Annotated in this window: 13 protein-coding genes; 8 read left to right on the top strand and 5 right to left on the bottom strand. The window is 65.8% G+C overall.

Going from position 1 to position 19,456, the window contains the following annotated elements; all coding sequences use genetic code 11:
* Positions 1 to 76: 76 nt before the first annotated feature.
* Both AWB81_RS15390 and AWB81_RS15385 read left to right on the top strand, forming a co-directional pair.
* Positions 77 to 334, top strand: a complete 258-nt coding sequence (locus AWB81_RS15390) for a hypothetical protein (RefSeq protein WP_062636745.1) — start codon at positions 77 to 79, stop codon at positions 332 to 334.
* A gap of 37 nt (positions 335 to 371) precedes the next feature.
* Positions 372 to 1,460: a transporter gene (locus tag AWB81_RS15385; RefSeq protein WP_235025810.1), complete on the top strand. Its 1,089-nt coding sequence runs from the start codon at positions 372 to 374 to the stop codon at positions 1,458 to 1,460.
* A gap of 13 nt (positions 1,461 to 1,473) precedes the next feature.
* Here AWB81_RS15385 and AWB81_RS15380 read toward each other — a convergent pair whose 3' ends face one another.
* Both AWB81_RS15380 and AWB81_RS15375 read right to left on the bottom strand, forming a co-directional pair.
* Positions 1,474 to 4,977, bottom strand: coding sequence for a DNA translocase FtsK (locus AWB81_RS15380; protein ID WP_087135001.1), 3,504 nt, complete (start codon positions 4,975 to 4,977; stop codon positions 1,474 to 1,476).
* Between the two features lie 174 nt (positions 4,978 to 5,151).
* Positions 5,152 to 5,715 (bottom strand): META domain-containing protein, encoded by a 564-nt coding sequence (locus AWB81_RS15375; RefSeq protein ID WP_062636822.1) that lies wholly within the window; start codon positions 5,713 to 5,715, stop codon positions 5,152 to 5,154.
* 216 nt (positions 5,716 to 5,931) lie between these two features.
* Between AWB81_RS15375 and purT the strand changes: the two genes are divergently transcribed.
* From purT to AWB81_RS15345, 5 genes are all read left to right on the top strand, one after another.
* Positions 5,932 to 7,182, top strand: coding sequence for a formate-dependent phosphoribosylglycinamide formyltransferase (purT, locus tag AWB81_RS15370; RefSeq protein ID WP_374730491.1), 1,251 nt, complete (start codon positions 5,932 to 5,934; stop codon positions 7,180 to 7,182).
* A gap of 306 nt (positions 7,183 to 7,488) precedes the next feature.
* On the top strand, positions 7,489 to 7,731 hold the full coding sequence (locus AWB81_RS15365; protein WP_235025809.1) for an MliC family protein: 243 nt from the start codon (positions 7,489 to 7,491) through the stop codon (positions 7,729 to 7,731).
* A 212-nt stretch (positions 7,732 to 7,943) separates the two neighbouring features.
* Positions 7,944 to 9,596 (top strand): acetolactate synthase large subunit, encoded by a 1,653-nt coding sequence (locus tag AWB81_RS15360; RefSeq protein ID WP_062636743.1) that lies wholly within the window; start codon positions 7,944 to 7,946, stop codon positions 9,594 to 9,596.
* Between the two features lie 12 nt (positions 9,597 to 9,608).
* Positions 9,609 to 11,054, top strand: coding sequence for an aldehyde dehydrogenase family protein (locus AWB81_RS15355; protein WP_062636740.1), 1,446 nt, complete (start codon positions 9,609 to 9,611; stop codon positions 11,052 to 11,054).
* 435 nt (positions 11,055 to 11,489) lie between these two features.
* Complete coding sequence (locus AWB81_RS15345) at positions 11,490 to 13,001, top strand: DEAD/DEAH box helicase (protein WP_062636736.1); 1,512 nt, start codon at positions 11,490 to 11,492, stop codon at positions 12,999 to 13,001.
* A 52-nt stretch (positions 13,002 to 13,053) separates the two neighbouring features.
* On the opposite strand, the gene gluQRS is transcribed toward AWB81_RS15345, so the two are convergent.
* Positions 13,054 to 13,935 (bottom strand): tRNA glutamyl-Q(34) synthetase GluQRS, encoded by an 882-nt coding sequence (gene gluQRS / locus AWB81_RS15340; protein ID WP_062636734.1) that lies wholly within the window; start codon positions 13,933 to 13,935, stop codon positions 13,054 to 13,056.
* Entirely contained in the window at positions 13,932 to 14,798 is an 867-nt protein-coding gene (locus tag AWB81_RS15335; RefSeq protein WP_062636732.1) for a sulfurtransferase, read from the bottom strand. The genes gluQRS and AWB81_RS15335 overlap by 4 nt, the downstream gene beginning before the upstream one ends.
* 207 nt (positions 14,799 to 15,005) lie before the next feature.
* Between AWB81_RS15335 and dnaE the strand changes: the two genes are divergently transcribed.
* On the top strand, positions 15,006 to 18,551 hold the full coding sequence (gene dnaE / locus AWB81_RS15330) for a DNA polymerase III subunit alpha (RefSeq protein WP_200822509.1): 3,546 nt from the start codon (positions 15,006 to 15,008) through the stop codon (positions 18,549 to 18,551).
* Positions 18,552 to 18,563: 12 nt separating this feature from the next.
* Here dnaE and AWB81_RS15325 read toward each other — a convergent pair whose 3' ends face one another.
* A complete protein-coding gene (locus tag AWB81_RS15325; RefSeq protein WP_062636727.1) occupies positions 18,564 to 19,325 on the bottom strand; it encodes a glycosyltransferase family 2 protein in 762 nt (253 codons plus the stop codon).
* Positions 19,326 to 19,456: the final 131 nt, after the last annotated feature.

Below are 19,456 nucleotides of genomic sequence, written 5' to 3'. Positions count from 1 at the left end.
TGGCGAGGCGGCTGACAGGCTGCACGACAACACCAGCAAGCATCGTCAACTATCGATAGCGACCGGCTCGCGGCGTGTGGACGACGCCGGGCGCAACAACCAGCCGATCGGCGGGTTCGCCCGGCAGTGGTACACGAATCCGGTAGTGGGCAGACTGTCACTCGGCGGTGGCTATTTCGTGGGAATCACCGCGCGCGATGACATCGCATTAGGTGCCGTTGCCGATCGTGTCGGTGCGTTACCGGAAAGCGTCGGTCATGACGACGCTGATTCCGCGTATCCCCGCCTGAACAACGGCGACGTCGCCTTTTTCCGCGGGCGCTACGAGTTCTGACTTGCGGGTTTTCAGCAGTGTGAAAGGAAGTGAAACGTTGAACAGCATCAATACCGATATCGACGGCAGGAAGGCCCAATCCGCGCGTAAGGCGGGCGGCCCGCCGGAGCGCGACGGGCCGGTGCCCGCGGGTTTCATCAGCGCGTTCCGGTTTGCGGGCGCCGAGGCGATCCGGCTTTCGTGGGACGAGGCACGAAAGGAAATCGCCGGTGACGGTCCCACCTGGCTGCACCTGAGCGCGAACGACGACACCGTCGAGAACTGGCTGACCGGCGTCTCGTCGATGCCCGATGTCGCGCGCGAATTCCTCAACGGCGAGGACAAGCGCCCGCGCGTGCACCTGGGGTCGAATTTCGTGTACGGCGTCGTGGCCGATGTGGAGCGCGCGGTGGTGTCGCCGGCGGGCAGCAGCGAGGCCGACCCCGCGGCGCGCGCGTCGCGGCGCGCGACGGGCGCGCTGCGCTTCTACGTCGACAGCCACCGGATGATCACGGTGCGCGCGCAGCCGCTGCAGTCCACTGACCGCCTGCGCCACGCGGTGCTCGAAGGTGCGCTCTTTCGCGATACTGTCGACCTGTTCGCGGGCCTGATCCGCGCGCTCAACCAGACCTTCGCGGACCGCATCGACGAACTCGGCGACCGTCTCGACGACGTGGAAGAGGGCGTGATCGACGGGACGCATCCGAATTCGCGCGTCGAGCTTGGCGACGTGCGGCGCCGCCTCGTCGAGGTGAAGCGTTTCATCGATCCGGAGCGCAATGCTTTGACACAACTCATCACGCGGCGGCTGGACTGGGCCGAACCGCGCTCGATGGAGGCGCTGATCCAGGCGATCCAGGTGCTGAACGGCCTGGCCGCCGGGCTCGAAGGGCTCTATGAACGCGCAAAGCTGCTGCAGGACGAGATCGCCGCCCAGCTTTCCGAGGAAATCAACGGCAAGCTGTTGTGGCTCGCGGTCATGTCCGCGTTGCTGATGCCGGCGACGCTCATCTCGGGCATTTTCGGGATGAACGTCGCGGGGCTGCCTGGGACCCACGGACCGCATTCGTTCTGGGTCGTGATCGGCGTGATGGTGGTGTGCGCCGGCGGAACGCTGGGCTATCTGCGCAAGCTGCGGCTCTGGTGACGCGCCGCGCGTTTTATTCGGGCTGCGCCGGCGCGAGCACCTCGCGGTTGCCGTTGTTGCCCATCGGCGAGACGAGGCCCGCCGTCTCCATCTGCTCGACGAGCCGCGCCGCGCGGTTGTAGCCAATGCGCAACTGCCGCTGCACCGACGAAATCGACGCCCGGCGGGTGCGCAGCACGAACGACACGGCTTCGTCGTAAAGCGGATCGGCTTCCGCGTCCGGCGCGTCGCCGAACAGGTCCTGCGACGCGGCTTCCGACGTCGGTCCCGACAAAATGCCTTCCTCGTATTCCGGCTCGCCGAACTGCTTCAGGTATTCGACGACGCGATGCACTTCGTCGTCCGCGACAAACGCGCCGTGCACGCGTTGCGGATAGCCCGTGCCCGGCGGAAGGAAGAGCATGTCGCCCGCTCCGAGAAGCGATTCGGCGCCCATCTGATCGAGAATCGTGCGCGAGTCGATCTTCGACGACACCTGGAACGCGACGCGCGTCGGAATGTTCGCCTTGATGAGCCCGGTGATCACATCGACTGACGGCCGCTGCGTCGCGAGAATCAGGTGGATGCCGGCGGCGCGCGCCTTTTGCGCGAGCCGCGCGATCAGCTGCTCGATCTGCTTGCCGGCCACCATCATCAGGTCGGCGAGTTCGTCGATGATCACGACGATCAGCGGCAGCGTCGACAGCGGCTCGGGTGCGTCGGGCGTCAGTGAGAACGGATTGGTGAGCTTTTTGCCGGCGGCGTCGGCGTTGCGCACCTTCTGGTTGAAGCCCTGCAGGTTGCGCACGCCGACCGCCGACATCAGGCGATAGCGCTTCTCCATCTCGCCGACGCACCAGTTGAGCGCGTTCGCCGCGAGCTTCATGTCCGTGACGACTGGCGCGAGCAGATGCGGAATGCCTTCGTAGACGGAAAGCTCCAGCATCTTCGGGTCGATCATGATGAGGCGCACGTCCTCGGGCTTCGACTTGTAGAGGAGCGAGAGGATCATCGCGTTGACGGCAACCGATTTGCCTGAACCCGTCGTGCCCGCGACCAGCATGTGCGGCGCGCGCGCGAGATCGGTGACGACCGGATTGCCGACGATGTCCTTGCCCATCGCGATCGTCAGGTTCGACTTCGAGTTGCGATAGACGTCATCTTCGAGGATTTCCGACAGGCGGATCATCTGGCGCCTCGCGTTCGGCAACTCCAGGCCCATGCAGGTCTTGCCGGGGATCGTCTCGACGACGCGGATCGAGGTGAGGCCGAGTCCGCGCGAGAGGTCCTTCATCAGCCCGACGATCTGGCTGCCGCGCACGCCGAGCGCGGGCTCGACTTCGAAGCGCGTGATCACCGGCCCCGCCGATGCGCCGACGACCGTCACCGGCACCTTGAATTCCTGCAGACGCTGCTCGATCAGCTGGCCGGTTTCGGAGAGACGTTCCTCGGAGACGGGCTCGACTTCGTCGGAGGCGCGTTCGAGGAGGTCGAAGCCGGGCAGTTCGACCGCCGATGCGGCGGGCGCGTGGAATTCGAATTCGGTCGGGACGAAGCCTCGCACGGGCGGGCGGGCTTCTGCCGCTGGCGCAGCTGTCGCCGTTGATGCCGGCGGCTGTGCCAACGGCGCGGCGCCCGGCGTGCCGGGGAAGCGCACGACGTTCGATGGCACCGGTTCCTCTTCGACCACGGGCGGCGGGGCAGGGCGATGCGCCCTGGGTTGCGGCGCGGGCGTGTCGGCGGCGGATGGAATGGGCGCAAGCCACGGCGCGAGATCCGGTGAAGCTTGCGACGGAGTTGGCGCTGCGAATGTCGCGGACGGCGTCGTGATTGCTGGCGTGGGTTCGGGCGCGACGAAAGGGCGCGGGGGAGCATCGGTTGCGTGTTCGGTCGCCGTAGTCGCGGTGTTTTCAGGCGAAGCGGTGGCGCTACGCGGAGGCATTGTTTCGGGCGCCGCAGTGGCTTCGGAAGAAGTCGTTGCTGTCGGTGCCATTGCTGTTTGCGGCAGCGCGGCTGCGTCGGACGGATTTACAGCGCGCGGTGATACGGTCGCGTCGGGCTCACGCGACGTCGGCGTCGCGGGCTCGTTCGTCTGATGCAGCTCATCGGCGAGGCTGTCAGTCTGCTGTGCAGGGTGCGTAACGCCGGCCGCGAGCGGAATCTGCGCAACGTCCTTCGATGCGGGCGACATTTCGACAGGGCGCGTTGTCTCGCCGCTCGATTGCGTTTTCTCCGGCGACGCGAAGCGCATCGCACCATCGTCCGCACTCGGCGGCACGGTGTTCGACCCGGCCGGATTCGCCCGCATCGCCTGCGATTCATGGCGACGCGCGAGGCTCGCGCCCGCGAGCGAGGTCCACAGCGCGGCATTCTCTTCGATCGAGCGCAGCGTCGCCTGAATGGTCGAAGGTGCCGGCGGCGGGCCGGCGGGCTCGGCCGGACGCGAATACGCGGGCGGACGCTGCCCCTGCTGTCGCGCACCCGCCGGCGCCGTTCCGCTTCCCGGCATCGACCCGGACCGGCTCACCGGCGTCACGGTCGAACGCGCTCCCGAGGGGCGCGGCACGTGCGCGTGGCGGTCCGTGCTCGCGTTGACCGTCGAGCGCGACGCGGCACTCGCCGTCGCCGCTGCGGATCGCGTCGCGTTATTCGCGTGACCGGATGTGTACGGTGAACCGCTGGTCGTCGCCCGGGATGCACCTTGATCCGCCGATGCGCCGGACGCGGCGCGCGCGGGCATCGCCGAGTCGTTGCGCGAACGTGTCCGCGCTGCCGGACCATCGCCAGGCCAGCCCGCCGGCGCAACCGGTTCGACGAGGTCGCGCCGCATTGCCGGCACCGGCGTCCCCATGTCGGCACGCGCGAACTTGCTGGCGAACGCATCGGCTGCCTGCGCGCGCGTCGCGGTGCCCGCCTTCGAATCGCCGCGACGGATCGCGGGCGGCCGCCACACGGTCGGCCGTTGATAGCGTCCGCCTTCACGATTCGTGGCAGCCGGCAGTCCGAGCGTCGGCGCATCGTGCGAGGTGCGGCCCGGAATGCCGCCCGCGCGATAGGTCTCCCCCGGCGCGCTTCGTTCGCGACCGGGCTTGGTGCGCGACGCCCGTTCGCGCGGCCTGGGTTCGCGCGCCTCTTTCTCGCGCGGGGCAAACCATTCGGAATTCAACCCGAGCCCGAATGCGCCGTTCGCCCAGCCCATCGCCGGGCGCCACTGAAAACCGCAGAGCCACGGCAGGCTCACGAACAACGCGACGGCCGCGATCGCGCCCGCGCCGACTTTGCCGGCGAACGCCGCGAGTGCGCCTGCGAGCGCGTGTCCGCAGCGATTGACGCCCCACGCCGCCTCGAACGAGCCGAGTAGCGCGCCTTCGAGCGCCGCGCTCGCGAGGATCACGCAGACGAAGCCGAGCCACAGCCGGATCGTGCCGGGGCCGCGTACGCCGCCGCCGCCGGGAAGCATCGACTTGACGAGCCGCCACAAGAGAGGAAGAAACCAGACGACTGACCCGCCGAACCAGCCGAGAACTACCGTGTGCATGCTTGGAACCAACTATTGAGGGAAGCGGCGAAGACCGGGCCGTCGAGTTTAACCGTTGACGCAAGCGAAGGAGGAAGCGGGGCGCCGACTGACCGCGCGCCGGCCGCGAAGGATGTGTCGGACCGACGTGCGCATCGTTCCCGAAGGCGATTCGCCGCGCACGTCATCGCCGCGTCACTTCGAGCGGCTTGCAAAGGCTAGCACCTGCCCGTCGTCGAGCGTCAACAGGAGTTCCTTGGGCGGATTCATCTGCACGCCCGATTTCGCGATGTGCGTGAGCCCGCTCAGGTACGGCTGCTCGAGCGCCGCACCCGCGCCCGACGCGCACGCCATCCGCGTGCCGGCGAGCGGCCCGAACGCGAGCTTGCCGTCCTTCACCTCATAGCTGCCCATGTAGCGGTTGCAGCCCGAGAAACCGCTCACGCGCCGCTTGCCGCCTTCCGTGGACAGGTTCAGCGTGATCGGCTCGCCGTTGTCGCCGTGCGGAACCGTGCGCTGCTGGCCGGTCGCATCCGTCCAGCGCGTGAGTTCCCATTGCGTGTCGTCGAGCAGTTGCGTGGCCGCGGGATTGTAGGGATCGGTCGGCGGTGCCGACGCGTCCGGATGGGTCGGCAGCGCGCACGCTGCAAGCGTTGCGGCCAGCGCGAGTGCTGCGCCGAACGAAGCGAAGCGCGAGGGGCCCCGCGCGTCTGAACGAGAACGCGACGGGGAACGGGAAGGCTGCGGGGGAAGCTGCATGCGCATCGAGGGTCCTCAAGCTGGCGAAACCGTAAGGGTATCGCACTCGTCCTACGATTTGTCCAGCGACGATGTGCAACGCGATGCCATCACGCATCGTTGCGAGCGCCTGCGCCGCGTGCCGCACGCTTGTGAATATGCCGACCGGACGAGTCTTCGTGCTTGAGTGCGCGTGTTAACATCGCCGACTGTTCGGATCAAACCCAGGAGCACCTCATGCAGACCGCCAGTCAGGGAGCGGGCACCATCGAAACGGGCGCCGTGCGCCGCATCGGCACGCCGGGCTCGGCGAGCGCCACGCGCGTGATGCTGCTCGGCGCGGGCGAGCTTGGCAAGGAAGTGATCATCGCGCTGCAGCGGCTCGGCGTGGAGACCATCGCCGTGGACCGTTACGCCGACGCGCCGGGCCATCAGGTCGCGCATCGCTCGCACGTGATCGACATGACCGACGGCGCCGCGCTGCGTGCGCTGGTCGAACAGGAGAGGCCGCATCTGATCGTGCCCGAGATCGAGGCGATCGCGACCGACATGCTTGCCGAAATCGAAGCGGCGGGTCTCGCGGTCGTGATCCCGACCGCGCGCGCGACGCAGCTCACGATGAACCGCGAAGGCATCCGGCGGCTCGCCGCCGAAACGCTCGCCCTGCCCACTTCGCCTTACGCATTCGCGCAATCGCTCGACGAGATGAAGGCGGCCATCGCGACGATCGGCTTTCCGTGCGTCGTGAAGCCGGTGATGTCGTCGTCGGGCAAGGGGCAGTCGGTGCTCAGGAGCGACGCCGACATCGAGCCGGCCTGGAACTACGCAATGGCGGGCGGGCGCGTAAACCGCGGGCGCGTCATCGTCGAGGGCTTCGTCGATTTCGACTACGAGATCACGCAACTGACCGTGCGCGCCGCGAACCCGCAAACGGGCGTCACGGAAACGTACTTTTGCGAACCGATCGGCCATTTGCAGGTCGCAGGAGATTACGTCGAATCGTGGCAGCCGCAGCCGATGAGCGCGGCCGCGCTCGAAAAGGCGCGCGACGTCTCGGCGAAAGTGACGGCGGCGCTCGGCGGGCGCGGCCTCTTCGGCGTGGAGCTTTTCGTGCGCGGCGACGATGTCTGGTTTTCCGAAGTAAGCCCGCGTCCGCACGACACCGGCCTTGTCACGCTCGCCACGCAGCGTTTCTCGGAATTCGACCTGCATGCGCGCGCGATCCTCGGCTTGCCGGTCGATACGTCGCTGCGGGCGCCGGGCGCGTCGGCGGTGATTTACGGCGGCCTCGACGAAGCGGCCATCGCGTTCGAAGGCGTTGCAGAGGCGCTCGCGGTGCCGGATTCGGACCTGCGTCTTTTCGGCAAGCCCGAGAGTTTCAAAAAGCGCCGCATGGGCGTGGCAGTAGCGACGGGGCGCGACATCGACGAGGCGCGCGAGCGGGCGAAGCTCGCGGCATCGAAGGTGAGGCCTGTTTCAACGAAGTGATGTCTGGCGGATCGGCGCGACTTGCGCGGAATTCCGCGCAAGGAGTGGCTGGATGAAATTGTGTTTGCTGGCGGCGCTTTGCGCGGCCTGTCTTGGATTGAGCGGTTGCGTTGCCGACCGATGCGTGCGCGGAGGTCATCGATCCATGAACTATGCTGCACGCGGCATGAATCCTGAAGATCGAGGCTCGACGATGAAAACCATCCTGGCGGCGTTCGCCGCGTCGGCGCTCGCGCACACCGCGTGGGCGAAGCCGCTGACCGTGCCGCAGGTGCAGGAAGCTTCGTCGCAGACCGTCAAATACGATTGCGACGGCGACAAACCCTGTCCGTCCGCTACGTCAACACGAAGAACAAGCAGAGCTTCGCGCTCTTGACCGTCGACGGGCGCAAGCTGTTGTTCGTGAACGTGATGTCGGGTTCGGGTGCGCGCTACGTCGCAGAACAGTACACGTGGTGGAACAAGGGGCAGGAAGGCAACCTCTACAGCGGCATGGGCGAACCCAACGCGCCGCCGATCATCGGCCACTGCAAGGCGCGCGGCAAGTAAGCTTCGCGCGCCGGTCCGGAAGACAGAAAGACAGAAAAAACCGTTCCGAAGCGATTCGGAACGGTTTTTTTTGTCCCCATCCGCGACGCCCGAAGCCCGGACTTTCCCTGCACGCGTCATGCATCCGGAGTAATGTTCCAAACGCAAGTTCGACACGCGGCCCGACGTGCGCCGCGCCATGCCGACCCGACGTCAACCAGCCGAGACCGCCCATGAAAGCATCGGATCTGTTCGTGAAAGCCCTCGAAGCCGAACAAGTCGAATATGTGTTCGGCATTCCCGGCGAGGAAAATCTCGATCTGCTCGAATCGCTGCGGCGCTCGAAAATCCGGCTCGTCCTCACGCGCCACGAGCAGGCCGCCGGCTTCATGGCCGCGACCTACGGGCGCCTGACCGGGAAAACCGGCGTCTGTCTCGCGACGCTCGGCCCGGGCGCGACCAACTTCGTGACCGCCGCTGCATACGCGCAACTCGGCGGCATGCCGATGCTCATGATCACGGGCCAGAAGCCGATCAAGTCGAGCAAGCAGGGCAGCTTCCAGATCGTCGACGTCGTGCGCATGATGGAGCCGCTCACCAAGTACACGCGCTCGATGGTGTCGATCGGCAATATTCCTGCGTCGGTGCGCGAGGCGTTCCGGCGTGCCGAGGAAGAGCGCCCGGGCGCCGTGCATCTTGAACTGCCGGAAGACGTCGCGCACGAGGAGGGCGACGGCAAGCCGATCCCGAAGAGCTTCAGCCGGCGGCCCGTCGCGGAGGAGAAGGCCGTCGCGCGCGCCGTCGAGGCGATCACGAGCGCGCGTCATCCGCTTTTGATGATCGGCGCGGGCGGCAACCGCAAGACGACGTGCACGATGCTGCGCGAATTCGTCGACCAGATCGGCATTCCGTTTTTCACGACGCAGATGGGCAAGGGCGTGATCGACGAGTCGCATCCGATGTGGCTCGGCAACGCGACCCTCTCCGACGGCGATTTCGTGCACCGCGCGATCGATCACGCCGATTGCATCATCAACGTCGGCCATGACGTGATCGAGAAGCCGCCCTTTTTCATGCGCAGCGGCGACGCGGGCGAGAAGACCGTGATTCATGTGAATTTTCTCGGCGCGCAGGTCGATCCGGTGTATTTCCCGCAGATCGAGGTGGTCGGCGATATCGCCAACGCGGTCTGGCAGATGAAGGAATCGCTGCGCGAGCGCCAGGAACACTGGGACTTCGCGCGCTTCAAGGAGATCAAGCAACACTTCGAGGACCAGCTCGCGAAGGGCCAGAACGATCCGCGCTTTCCGCTCTATCCGGTGCGTATCGTGAAGGACGTTTACGACACCACGCCCGTCGACGGCATCCTCTGCCTTGACAACGGCATGTACAAGATCTGGTTCGCGCGCTACTACCGCGCGCACGAGCCGAACTCGCTCCTGCTCGACAACGCGCTCGCGTCGATGGGGGCGGGCCTGCCATCTGCCATAGCCACGAAGATCGTGCATCCGGACCGCAAGGTGATGGCCGTGTGCGGCGACGGCGGCTTTCTGATGAATTCGCAGGAACTGGAGACGGCCGTGCGGCTGAAACTCGACCTCGTCGTGCTCATTCTGCGTGACGACGCGTTCGGCATGATCCGCTGGAAGCAGGAGAACATGAATTTCCCGGATTACGGGATGACGCTGAAAAACCCCGATTTCGTCGCCTATGCCGAGAGTTACGGCGCGAAGGGGCACCGGGTCGAATCGGCCGAGGCATTCGCGCCGCTTTTGCGCGAATGCTACGCGAGCCCGGGCGTGCATGTAATCGACGTGCCCATCGACTATTCGGACAACGAGCGCGTGCTCAACCGCGAGATCAAGCGACTCGCGGCGCAGCTTTGAAGGAGCGATGCCATGTTGCAGAAGACTTACCCGTACTATCTCGCGAACGAGCCCGTCGCGGCCAATACCGATCTCGAAGTCACCGACAAGTTCAGCGGCGAAGTCGCGACGCGCGTCGCGATGGCGGATGCGAAGGCGATCGACGCCGCCATCGGTCACGCGGTCGACGCTCAGGCCGCGCTGCGCGCGTTCGCGCCGTTCAAGCGCCAGGCGGTGCTCGAACATTGCGTGAAGCGCTTTCGCGAACGCTACGACGAGCTCGCGATGGCGTTGTGCATCGAAGCGGGCAAGCCGATCAACGATTCGAAGGGCGAGGTGACGCGGCTCATCGACACGTTCAAGGTGGCGGCCGAGGAGTCCGTGCGTATCGACGGCGGCATGATCAACCTGGAGATTTCGCCGCGCGCGGCGGGATATCACGGTTACTACAAGCGCGTGCCGATCGGGCCGTGCTCGTTCATCTCGCCGTTCAACTTTCCGCTCAACCTGACCGCGCACAAGGTGGCGCCCGCGATTGCCGCGGGCTGTCCGTTCGTACTGAAGCCCGCGAGCCGGACGCCTGTCGGCGCGCTCATCATGGCGGAGATTCTCGCGGAGACCGACCTGCCGAAGGGCGCGTTTTCCGTGCTGCCGGCGCATCGAGACGGCGCCGATCTCTTCACCACCGACGAGCGTTTTCGCCTGCTGTCGTTCACCGGGTCGCCCGCCGTCGGCTGGGAGCTGAAGAAGAAGGCGGGCAAGAAAAAGGTGATCCTCGAACTCGGCGGCAACGCGGCGGCGATCGTCGACGGTGATCAGGCCGGCCGGCTCGACTACGTCGTCGACCGGCTCGCGTTCGGCGCGTTCTATCAGTCGGGGCAAAGCTGCATCGGCGTGCAGCGGATTATCGCGCACGCCAGTCTCTACGACGCGCTGCGCGAAAAGCTGATCGCGAAGACGAAGTCGCTCAGGATGGGCGATCCGAAGGACGAAAAGACTTTTGTCGGACCGATGATCTCGGAATCGGAGGCGAAGCGCCTCGCCGGCTGGATGGAAGCGGCCGTGAAGAACGGCGCGGCGATCGTCGCGGGCGGCAAGGTAGAGGGCGCGATGTTCGAGGCGACGCTGCTCGAAAATGTGAAGCACGATCAGGATCTGTACCGAAAGGAAGCGTTCGGGCCGGTCGCGATTCTTGAAAAATTCACCGACTTCGAGGAAGCGCTGAAAACCGTCAACGACAGCGATTTCGGGCTGCAGGCGGGCGTCTTCACCGACAGCCTCGCGCATACGAACCGTGCGTGGGACGCGCTGGAGGTAGGCGGCGTGGTTATCAACGACGTGCCGTCGTTTCGCGTCGACAACATGCCGTATGGCGGCGTGAAGGACTCCGGGCTCGGCCGCGAGGGCGTCAGGTACGCAATCGAGGATATGACCGAACTGCGGCTCATGATTGTGAAGGACGTGCCGAAACAGGGGTGAAACGCGGCCGATGCCCGCGCGTCGGCCGTGGCGCAAGCCCGCGCGCGAGCCGTACCCGTCGCGGACGGAGTGCTACAATGTGCGGCTTTCGGCGCTCGGGTTTGCTGCCGGACCCGCGCCGGGCCAACATCCCATGGATCGCGGCCACGAAGCTCGTGATGACGCGCACCCGAAAGCGCGCCGGGCAATACCGAAGCAGCAGCGCGTGCCAGCGTGCAGCGCGGGGCACGAACGACGTCCGCGGTGCATTTCGCGTATGCATCGAGCCCGACAATTCCCGGCGCCAGGGCGCGAAATCCGCGCCGGAGCGTCCGGCGCCCATTTTGCCGCGCACCGAACCGCCGCGCAGCCGACAGATTTCACGCGGATTTCACGCATATTCACCGCTTCACGCGCCGCCTCTGGCGCATTTTTAGCGAAAGCCAGATAGTCACCATGTCCGATTCCGTCGTCACGAACACGTCCGCCGCTGTGCCCGAAGCCTCCGGAACGCCGGGGAGCGCCGCCGCGCCCACGTTCGACCAGTTCGGGCTCGCCGCCGACATCCTGAAGGCGGTGACCGAGTCCGGCTACACGACGCCCACGCCGATCCAGGCGCAGGCGATTCCCGTGGTGCTCGCCGGGCGCGACGTGATGGGCGCGGCCCAGACCGGCACCGGCAAGACCGCGAGTTTCTCGCTGCCGATCATCCAGCGCCTTTTGCCGCAGGCGAACACGAGCGCATCGCCCGCACGCCATCCGGTGCGCGCGCTGATCCTCACGCCGACGCGCGAGCTCGCCGACCAGGTCGCCGCGAACGTGCAGGCCTATTCGAAGCACACGCCGCTGCGCAGCACGGTCGTGTTCGGCGGCGTCGACATGAATCCGCAGTCCGAGGCGCTCAGGCGCGGCGTCGAAGTGCTGATCGCGACACCGGGGCGGCTCCTCGACCACGTCCAGCAAAAGACGCTCAATCTCGGCCAGGTGCAGATGCTCGTCCTCGACGAAGCCGACCGCATGCTCGACATGGGCTTCCTGCCGGACCTGCAGCGCATCCTGAACCTGCTGCCGAAGGAACGTCAGACACTGCTCTTCTCCGCCACGTTCTCCGGCGAAATCAAGAAGCTCGCGGCGACCTACCTGCGCAATCCGCAGACGATCGAAGTCGCGCGCAGCAATTCGACCGCCACGAACGTGCGCCAGATCGTGTTCGAAGTGCACGAGAGCGACAAGTCGGGCGCGGTCGCGCAACTCATCCGCGAGCGCAACCTCAAGCAGGTGATCGTGTTCTGCAACAGCAAGATCGGCGCGAGCCGGCTCGCGCGCGTGCTGGAGCGCGACGGCATCATCGCGACGGCGATCCACGGCGACCGCACCCAGGGCGAGCGCATGCAGGCGCTCGACGCGTTCAAGCGCGGCGAAATCGAGGCGCTCGTCGCCACCGATGTCGCGGCGCGCGGGCTCGACATCGTCGAACTGCCGGCCGTGATCAACTTCGATCTGCCGTTTAGTGCCGAAGACTATGTGCACCGCATCGGCCGCACGGGGCGCGCGGGCGCGTCGGGCGACGCGCTGTCGCTGTGCAGCGCGAACGAGAAGAAGCAGCTCGCCGACATCGAAAAGCTGATCAAGCGTCCGCTCGAAGTCGAGACGCTGACTGTCACGACGCCGGCGCGCCGTGAAGGCGGACGCCGCGAACGCGACGAGCGGCCGGTCCGCGCCGAGCGCGGCGAACACCGGCATGCGCGGGAGGAATCGGGCAGTCGTCGGCGCGCTACGTCGTTCGAGCGCTCGCATGCGCGGCAGCAGCCGGTCGACGAATTCTTCCTGAAGCCATACGAGCCTTCGCCGGCATCGGTGAAGCGCCATGACGAGGCGGTCGAGCACGAACGCAAGGCCGCGCCGAAGCAGCCGCTGGCGGCGTTGCTGGGCGGACTGGGCATGCCGAGGAAGACGACGTCTTCGTGATTTTTTCGGGGTCGAGTGAAAAAGCGGCGGCGCGCAGGCGGTGCCGCTTTTTTTATTGCCGCCGTCCGAAGCGCTTCGCCCACTCGGCGGTCGCGGCCGAATAAAAGGCGTCGAGCGAAAGCGCGCTGTGGACATCGATTTCCAGATGCCGGGCCGCTGTGGCAAGTGTCGCGACCGGATCGTCCAGGTCCAGTGCCTGTGCGCCGGTCTGTTTGCTGAGCTTTTCACCGTCCTCGTTCGTGACGACGGGCACATGCAGATACTGCGGCGTCACCACGCCCAGGCACTGCTGGAGATAAATCTGCCGCGCGGTGGAATCGAGCAGATCGGCTCCGCGCACGATATGCGTGATGCCGGCCTCGTCATCGTCGACGACGACCGCCAGTTGATACGCCCACTGCCCATCCGCGCGCTTCAACACGAAATCGCCGACTTCGGTCGCGAGATCCTGCGACTGCAAACCCTGCCAGCGATCCACGAAACTCACGCGCGCAGCATCGCCGTCGGGCACGCGCAGGCGCCACGCGCGCGGCGCGCGGCCGTGCAGGCCGTCGCGGCAGGTGCCGGGATAGGCGAGCGTCGCGTGACGGGTGTGGGTATTCAAAAGCGAATCCGCGATTTCGCGGCGCGTGCAGCCGCACGGATAAACGAAACCTGCTGCCAGCAGACGTTCGAAGGCCGCGTCGTACGCTTCGTGGCGCTGACTTTGCCAGACGGGCGGCCCGTCCGGTTGCATGCCCAGATGCGCGAGCGTCGCGAGGATGTCGTCGTCGGCGCCGGCTACCGTACGCGGACCGTCGACGTCCTCGATCCGCACGATCCATGCGCCGCGATGCGCGCGCGCATCCAGAAAACTCGCCAGCGCGGCGACTAGCGAGCCGATGTGCAGAGGCCCGGTCGGCGAGGGCGCGAATCGTCCGCGGTACGCGTTCACGCCGCCTTCGACACCTTGCGGGCTTGCGGATGGCAGGCGGGGCACGTCTTGCCGGGCACGTAATGGGGCGACTGCTGCTCCTCGGCGCTCACCACTGCGCGACAGCCGAAGCATTGCGACGTGGCCGTCGGCTCGAGATTCGGATTGAGCGCCGTGCGGTAGTCGAACACGAAGCATTCGCCGTTGTAATGCGCGCCGCCGACCTCCTCGAAATACTTTAGGATGCCGCCTTCGAGCTGGTAGACGTGGTCGATGCCGACTTCCTTCATGTGGATGGCGGCTTTCTCGCAGCGAATGCCGCCCGTGCAGAACGAGACGACCGTCTTACCATCCAGATCGGCGCGATTCTGCTCGATCACCTCCGGAAATTCGCTGAATTTCGTGATGCGGAAATCGAGCGCGTTCTCGAACGTGCCGACGTCGACTTCGAACGCATTGCGCGTGTCCAGCATGACGACGGGGCGGCCTTCGTCATCATGGCCGCGGTCGAGCCACGCCTTGAGCGTCGGGGCATCGACGAACGGCGCGCGGCCGAGTTCCGGCTTGATCGCCGGCTTCTTCATCGTGATGATTTCGCGCTTCAGCTTCACCAGCATGCGGCGGAACGGCTGTTTCGCGGAAAGGCTTTCCTTGAATTGCAGGTCGGCGAACTTGCCTTCGAAAAGCGCGTCGCCGCGAATGTAGTCGATGAATTCGCGCACATTCTCGATCGCGCCCGCGACAAACAGGTTGATGCCCTCCGGCGCCAGCAAAATCGTGCCCTTCAGGCCGAGCGCGTTGCATCGTTCGGTGACGAGCGGGCGCCACGCGGCGCTGTCGTCGATGGTCACGAATTTGTAGGCGGAGAGATTGAGGATATTCATGTTCAGGTTGCTTGATTACAGGCGCCGCCGGAGAGCTCCGACACATCGCGGAACCCGTATTATCCCGCATTCGGCGCCGCCGCCGGACTCGGCCGATCGGTCAAACTGACGCGCATTCCCGAGACAACGTTTTTGAGACAAAGCGCGGCCTTGTCCGAACAGCCAATGCGGGCGCGAGCGAGAATTTCGCGAAGAGGCGCATGTACAATATCGCCCATGTCAGATCCTCGCTTCGTTCATCTCCGCGTCCACTCCGAGTTCTCGATTGCCGATGGCATCGTGCGTCTGGACGACGTCGTCAAAGCCGCGGCCAATGACGGTCAGGGCGCGCTCGCGCTCACCGATCTCGGCAACGCGTTCGGTCTCGTGCGCTTCTACAAGGAGGCGCGCGGCAAAGGGGTCAAACCCATCGCCGGGTGCGATGTCTGGATCACGAACCCCGCCGACCGCGACAAACCTTCGCGCCTTCTCCTGCTCGTCAGGGACAAGGTCGGTTATCTCAACCTGTGCGAATTGCTGAGCCGCGCGTGGCTCACGAACCAGTATCGCGGTCGCGCCGAAGTCGAGTTCGAATGGCTCGAAGGCGGTCTCGCCGAGGGCCTGCTCGCGATTTCCGGCGCGCAGCAGGGCGACATCGGCATGGCGTTCGCCGCGGGCAACGACCAGGCCGCAGAGCGCAACGCCGAACGCTGGGCGGCGCTCTTTCCGAACGCGTTCTATCTGGAATTGCAGCGCGCCGGGCAGCCGGGAGCGGAAACCTACGTGCAGCAGGCAGTTGCGCTCGCGGCGAAGCTGAAGCTGCCGGTCGTCGCGACGCATCCGCTGCAATACATGACCCCAGACGATTTCACCGCGCACGAAGCGCGCGTGTGCATTTCGGAAGGCGACATTCTCGCGAATCCGCGCCGCCAGAAGCGCTTCACGACCGACCAGTATTTCCGCACACAGGACGAGATGTGCGCGCTGTTCGCTGATATTCCTTCGGCGCTCGCAAACACGGTCGAGATCGCGAAGCGCTGCAACCTGACGCTCGAACTCGGCAAGCCGAAGCTCCCGCTCTTTCCGACGCCCGACGGCATGTCGCTCGACGACTACCTCGTGCAGTTGTCGAAGGATGGGCTGGAAGTGCGCCTTGAGCAGCTTTATCCCGATGAAGCCGAGCGGGAGCAGCAGCGCGAAACGTATTACGCGCGGCTCGACTTCGAGTGCGGCACGATCATCAAGATGGGCTTCCCGGGCTACTTCCTGATCGTCGCGGACTTCATCATGTGGGCGAAGAACAACGGGGTGCCGGTCGGCCCGGGCCGCGGTTCGGGCGCGGGTTCGCTCGTCGCCTATGCGCTCGGCATTACCGATCTGGACCCGCTGCGCTACAACCTGCTGTTCGAGCGCTTCCTGAACCCGGAACGCGTGTCGATGCCCGACTTCGACATCGACTTCTGCCAGGAAGGGCGCGACCGCGTCATCCAGTACGTGAAGCAGAAATACGGCGCGGATGCCGTCTCGCAGATCGCGACCTTCGGCACGATGGCGGCGAAGGCGGCCGTGCGCGACATTGGCCGTGTGCTCGATCTCGGTTACATGTTCACCGACGGCATCGCGAAGCTGATTCCGTTCAAGCCGGGAAAGCACGTCACCATCGCCGACGCGATGAAGGAAGAGCCCGCGCTTCAGGAGCGCTTCGACAACGAAGACGAAGTACATCAGCTGCTCGAACTCGCGCAGCGCGTGGAAGGGCTGACGCGCAACGTCGGCATGCACGCGGGCGGCGTGCTGATCGCGCCCGGCAAGCTCACCGATTTCTGCCCGCTCTACACGCAGGGCGAGGACGGCGGTGTCGTCAGCCAGTACGACAAGGACGACGTCGAAGCGGTCGGGCTGGTGAAGTTCGACTTTCTGGGCCTGACCACGCTCACCATTCTCGACTGGGCGGAGCGCTATATCCGCCGGCTCGATCCGTCGAAGGAAAACTGGAATCTCGCGCAGGTGCCGCTCGACGATCCGGCATCGTTCTCGATTCTCAAGAAAGCGAACACCGTCGCCGTGTTCCAGCTTGAAAGCCGCGGCATGCAGGGCATGCTGAAGGACGCGCAGCCGGACCGCTTCGAGGACATCATCGCGCTCGTCGCGCTGTATCGTCCGGGCCCGATGGACCTGATCCCGAGCTTCTGCGCGCGCAAGCACGGGCGCGAGATCGTCGAGTATCCGGACCCGCGCGTCGAGCCCGTCCTGAAAGAGACCTACGGCATCATGGTCTATCAGGAGCAGGTGATGCAGATGGCGCAGATCATCGGCGGCTACTCGCTCGGCGGCGCGGACTTGCTGCGTCGCGCGATGGGCAAGAAGAAGGCCGAGGAGATGGCGCAGCATCGCGAACTGTTCCGGCAGGGCGCGGCGAAGAACGGCCTGACGGCCGAAAAGGCCGACGAGATCTTCGACTTGATGGAGAAGTTCGCGGGCTACGGCTTCAACAAGTCGCACGCGGCGGCCTATGCGCTCCTCGCGTACTACACCGCATGGCTGAAGGCGCACCATCCGGCGGAATTCATGGCGGCCAACATGTCGCTCGCCATGGACGATACCGACAAGGTCAAGATTCTCTTCGAGGATTGCCTGACGAACGGCATGGCGGTCCTGCCGCCGAACATCAACGAATCGGCGTATCGCTTCGAGCCGGTCGCGGAGGCCGACGGCAAGCGCTCGAAGACGATCCGCTATGGTCTCGGCGCGGTGAAGGGCAGCGGCCAGAACGCGATCGAGGAAATCCTGCGCGCGCGCGCGGACGGCGCGTTCACCGATCTCTTCGATTTCTGCGACCGCATCGACCGGCGTGTCGTGAACCGGCGCACGGTGGAAGCGCTGATCCGCGCGGGCGCGTTCGATTCGCTGCACGAGAACCGGGCGCAACTGATCGCGTCGGTGCCGCTCGCGATGGAGGCCGCCGATCAGGCCGCCGCCAATGCGATGCAGGCGGGTCTCTTCGACATGGGCGACAGCCCGCAGCAGGGCCACGAACTCGTCGACGAACCTGTGTGGTCGGACAAGAAGCGCCTGCAGGAAGAGAAGACCGCGCTCGGCTTCTACCTGTCCGGGCATCTCTTTGACGCCTACAAGGGCGAAGTGCGCCGCTTCGTGCGGCAGAAGATCGGCGAGTTGAAGGAAGGGCGCGACAAGCTCGTCGCGGGCGTCATCACGATGATGCGCACGCAGATGACCCAGCGCGGCAAGATGCTGATCGTCAATCTCGACGACGGCTCCGGCCAGTGCGAAGTCACTGTCTTCAACGAGCAGTTCGAGGCGAACAAGGCGCTCTTCAAGGAAGACGAACTGCTCGTCGTACAGGGACAGGCGCGCAACGACGCGTTCACGGGCGGCATCCGCTTCACGGTCGAATCCGCGATGGATCTCGAACGCGCGCGCAGCCGTTACGCGCAGGCGGTCAAGGTCGAGATGAACGGCAACGCCGATGCGCTGCGTCTCAAGCGCGTGCTGGAAGCCCATTGCGCCGGGCCCGAGCAGCAGGCGAGCGCACCGGTCCCGGTGCCTTCGCGCGGCCCGCGTGGCGACGGCGGCCGGCCGCAGCGCCAGCCGGTGCACATTCCGAACGGACTGAACGTGAGCATCGTGTATCGCAGCGAGCACGCCGAAGGCGAAGTGCGCCTCGGCGACGCCTGGCGCGTCAAGCCCACCGACGATCTCATCACGGCGTTGCGCGGCGAATTCGCTGGCAGTTCGATCGAGATCGTCTATTGACCGGGCGGCGGATCAGCGGAACGCGTTCAGATGCGCGAGCTTCAGGAACCGGTAATAGACGGTCTGCGCATTGAACATCGCGATCATGAAACCCGAGCGGCCGTCGAGAAACCCGCGTCGCAGGAAGTACGTCCGCAGGAATGCCCACAGCCCGCGCGCCACCGCGATGCTGAAGCTGCCGCGCTTGCCCGCCGCATGGCGCTGCAGCGCGCCGGCGGTCGAATACGCGTCGAGCTTGCGCAACACGCTCTCGAAGTCTTCGTAGGAATAGTGCATCAGCCGGCCTTCGAGCCGCGCGAGCGGCGCCGCAGTGGAAAGCACGAGCCGCTCATGCACCAGGTCGTCGGAGAAGCGTGCCGTGCCGCGCCTGAACAGGCGCGGGATCCAGTCGGGATACCAGCCGCTGTGCCGGATCCACTCGCCGCAGAAGCTCGACAGCCGGTCGACCGCATAGACGTCGGCGCGCGGGTCGACGATCGCGGCGCGGATCGACGCCGCCAGTTCCGGCGACACGACTTCATCGGCGTCGATCGAGAGCACCCAGTCGGTCGCGAGCGCATCGAGCGCGCGGTTCTTCTGCGGGCCGAAACCCGGCCATTCGCGCTCGACGATCACGCGCGCGCGATGCGCTTCGGCGATGCCCGCAGTCGCATCGGTGCTGCCGCCGTCGATCACGACGATATCGTCCGCGAAGGAGACGGCCGCGAGGCATTGGGCGAGCCGCGCCGCCGCGTTGTAGGTGATGATGGCGATGCCGAGTGTCGGTTGGGTCATGTTGCCGGTTCGAAGCGTGCGCTGCCACGATGAGCGCGTGCCGTATTCTAAGTCGACGGCGCCACGACCGCGCCACCAGCCGCGCCACGGCCGCGCGCGTCGAAACTTGTCGCGTCCTTAATGAGATGGCG

Origin of the sequence: Caballeronia arationis (assembly GCF_001544975.2) — a bacterium.
Classification (GTDB): Bacteria; Pseudomonadota; Gammaproteobacteria; order Burkholderiales; family Burkholderiaceae; genus Caballeronia; species Caballeronia arationis.
The sequence above is the reverse complement of the archived record's forward strand: the minus strand, read 5'-3'. Positions and strand labels throughout refer to the sequence as shown.

Excerpts from the sequence above, each read along its gene's own strand:
- AWB81_RS15380 (WP_087135001.1), bottom strand. The coding sequence starts at position 4,977 with ATGCACACGGTAGTTCTCGGCTGGTTCGGCGGGTCAGTCGTCTGGTTT.
- AWB81_RS15375 (WP_062636822.1), bottom strand. The coding sequence starts at position 5,715 with ATGCAGCTTCCCCCGCAGCCTTCCCGTTCCCCGTCGCGTTCTCGTTCA.
- purT (WP_374730491.1), top strand. The coding sequence starts at position 5,932 with ATGCAGACCGCCAGTCAGGGAGCGGGCACCATCGAAACGGGCGCCGTG.
- AWB81_RS15360 (WP_062636743.1), top strand. The coding sequence starts at position 7,944 with ATGAAAGCATCGGATCTGTTCGTGAAAGCCCTCGAAGCCGAACAAGTC.
- AWB81_RS15355 (WP_062636740.1), top strand. The coding sequence starts at position 9,609 with ATGTTGCAGAAGACTTACCCGTACTATCTCGCGAACGAGCCCGTCGCG.
- AWB81_RS15345 (WP_062636736.1), top strand. The coding sequence starts at position 11,490 with ATGTCCGATTCCGTCGTCACGAACACGTCCGCCGCTGTGCCCGAAGCC.
- AWB81_RS15335 (WP_062636732.1), bottom strand. The coding sequence starts at position 14,798 with ATGAATATCCTCAATCTCTCCGCCTACAAATTCGTGACCATCGACGAC.
- AWB81_RS15325 (WP_062636727.1), bottom strand. The coding sequence starts at position 19,325 with ATGACCCAACCGACACTCGGCATCGCCATCATCACCTACAACGCGGCG.